The organism is Silvanigrella sp. (assembly GCF_044369315.1).
Lineage (GTDB): Bacteria > Bdellovibrionota_B > Oligoflexia > Silvanigrellales > Silvanigrellaceae > Silvanigrella.
Genome location: NZ_JBIPMD010000332.1, coordinates 1 through 2,813 on the forward strand (window position 1 = coordinate 1; position 2,813 = coordinate 2,813).

Below are 2,813 nucleotides of genomic sequence, written 5' to 3' on the forward strand. Positions count from 1 at the left end.
AATGATTGAAAAAATAGACAATCCATCAAATGAAAATATAGAAAAATTAAAATCAATACCAGATTCAAAAAAAGCAAATTTATATTTAGTTGGATTTGGAGATCAAGGCATTCATGGAAACATGATTAGTTCTATTGTTGCTGATCAAAATGATATTAATTTATTTAATATTCACCCTTCTACCTATTTGCTTCATATTGTTGGTGGTAAAAAAGAGGATGTTTTTGAATTTTATGACGTTGTTCATTCAAGAGAAAATGAAAAAGGATTTATTGATGGAGGAGAGGGTATTGATACGATTCATCTTCAAGGAATCAAAAATAGAAATATGATTGTATCTCTTAATAATGAAAAATCAAATCAGTTCCCTCAATTACGCAATATAGAAAACGTATTTGGTTCAAATCAAGACGATACGATATATGGAAATGAATATGATAATGTCTTAATTGGTAATAATGGAAATGATACTTTAAAAGGAAATGATGGAAACGATACTATATTTCCAGGATCAGGATTTGATAAATTATCTGGAGGCAAAGATAATGACACTTATATTATCTTATTAAAAGATTTAACAAACGACGATATTTCAAAAATTAGGAATGATTATTTTACTGTTTCAAATGAAATAAAAATTCTTGAAGAAAAAATAAACATAATTTCACATAACTTATTTACGTTAAAAAATAATACCAATAACATTCACACTGCGATAAATGCAATTGATAGTAGCTATTATCCATCTATGAATAAATTAACAAATGCAGTTCAATCTTCGGAACAGATTATTCAAAATTTAAAGAATAAATATATTGAATTGAAAGATTTATCAAATTCTATTCTTATTAAAATAAATAATATAAACTCAGAATTAAAAGACTACGAGTTTAAATATACTTCACTTCATGAAGAATTACTAAAAATAAAAAATGCTCTTCAAAACATCTCTAACTTTGAAGACAAATCAAAAGACAGTTTAGACGAAATTGTTTCATTTATACATAAAATAAAACAATTTCATAATGAAAATACATTATCTGATGAAGCCATAAATTATTATCAAAGAAGAAATAATTATTATGTCAGTGAAGGTTTAGAAAATAATAAAAAGAATTCGATTTATTTTAAAAAGATGACATTAAGCAAATTTGAATCCCTCATTCATGAAAAATCATCAAATTTAATGAATACCGTGAATCTTTTAAAAGATGACATCATTCATTTGAACATGAATTATGAATCTATTATTAATAAATCAAAATCAATTCGTGATGGAATTAAAATTATTGATAATTATGATGAAAGTTATGATTCTAATTTAGAAAATGGTTTAGATACAATCATGACGGATATAAAAAATTTAGTTTCGAAAAAAAGCAACTCTCATTTATATTTTGGATTTTATGAAAATGAAAAATTTATTCCTGCTATTCAAGTTCTTAATTATTTTCAAAGTGATAAGAATCAGCACTTAATAATTTCAGATTTAAAAGGTAATATTTATACAGCAACAAATGGCGCGCTTTATATTGAACATGAAAGTACTTCAAAAGCAACAGCAATAGACACATTTAAAGTTACTAGTGACAATGCAATTACAAAAATTGATAAACCTATTTTTGATAATCCAGAAAATATTTTAAAAACAAAAAATATTATCGGAACTTTAAAAAATGACGAAATCCATGGGAATCATGATAATAATTTTATTTCAGGGCTTGGAGGATTTGACAAAATATATGGTCATGATGGAGATGATACCTTATCTGCAATTCTAGAATCTCATATTCCAAATGATTATTCAGAAGAAAACATTTTAGAATTTGTGAGAAATTTAATTGGATACCCTACTTCCACAAAATTAAATGGTGGAAAGGGTTTTGATACTTATATTTTAAATTTTAATCGTGATTTACATTCAAGCTTTGAAAAAAACTTTTATTTAGACATAGATAATGAGGATCAAAATGAGTCTATGGACAATTTATACATTGATAATTCTAATATTCTAATTCAAAATATTATTTTTGAAAAAATAAAAGAAAATTCAAAATCGGATTTACAAATTTCATTTCAAGATGTATTAAGTAAAAAATATTATTATATCTCTTTAAAAAATTGGTTTATATATTCAAGATATCGTCATATGCAAATTCAAATAGGAAAACAAATAACAATTCCAAACACTCTAATAGAACAAATTACAAAAACAATAGAGAATACCGAAGAAAGATTTCATTTTAATCTTTCCATAAAAAATACGAGTTCAAGAGAAATTATTTTTCATGAAAATTCTTTTAATGAAATAAATTCTAATTTTAAATTTAATCATTTGACAAGCTTCAATTACATTTTTCATGTAAATAATCCTAAACTAGCAAAATTAAAAATTTCTCATCTTGAAAATGATCTTTATTTTCAATTAAATTATCCAAATAGTGAAAATTTAATTTTTACAGTCATTAAAGATTACTATCCAAATAAGGTAAATTTTGAAAATTTGACGATTGAAATAAACAATGAAAATTTAATCGATCCAAAAAATTTTAAAAACATGGTTTCAGAATTAGATGAGGGTTCTTTTATAGAAATTTCTATGACCGAATAAATTTTTAAATTTGCTGTCAAAAATGAATCTGATAAAAGTTTAATTTAATATAATACAATTTGACGTTTTATATTTATTAATTTAACTTAAGAAATGATCCTAACCCCCATTTCAAGTTGACACTTTTCCATCATGAAAAGGAGAGTCAATGGATAAATTAGCAGAGCCACGAAGGCGCTTAGGATATTATGAAAAGCGAGCA

1 pseudogene is annotated in these 2,813 nt (G+C 24.1%); it reads left to right on the top strand.

Annotated features, from left to right (window positions below):
- Positions 1-2,611, top strand: a pseudogene (locus ACIQ56_RS16380) (hypothetical protein); the annotation flags it as partial.
- Between the last annotated feature and the right edge of the window lie 202 nt (positions 2,612-2,813).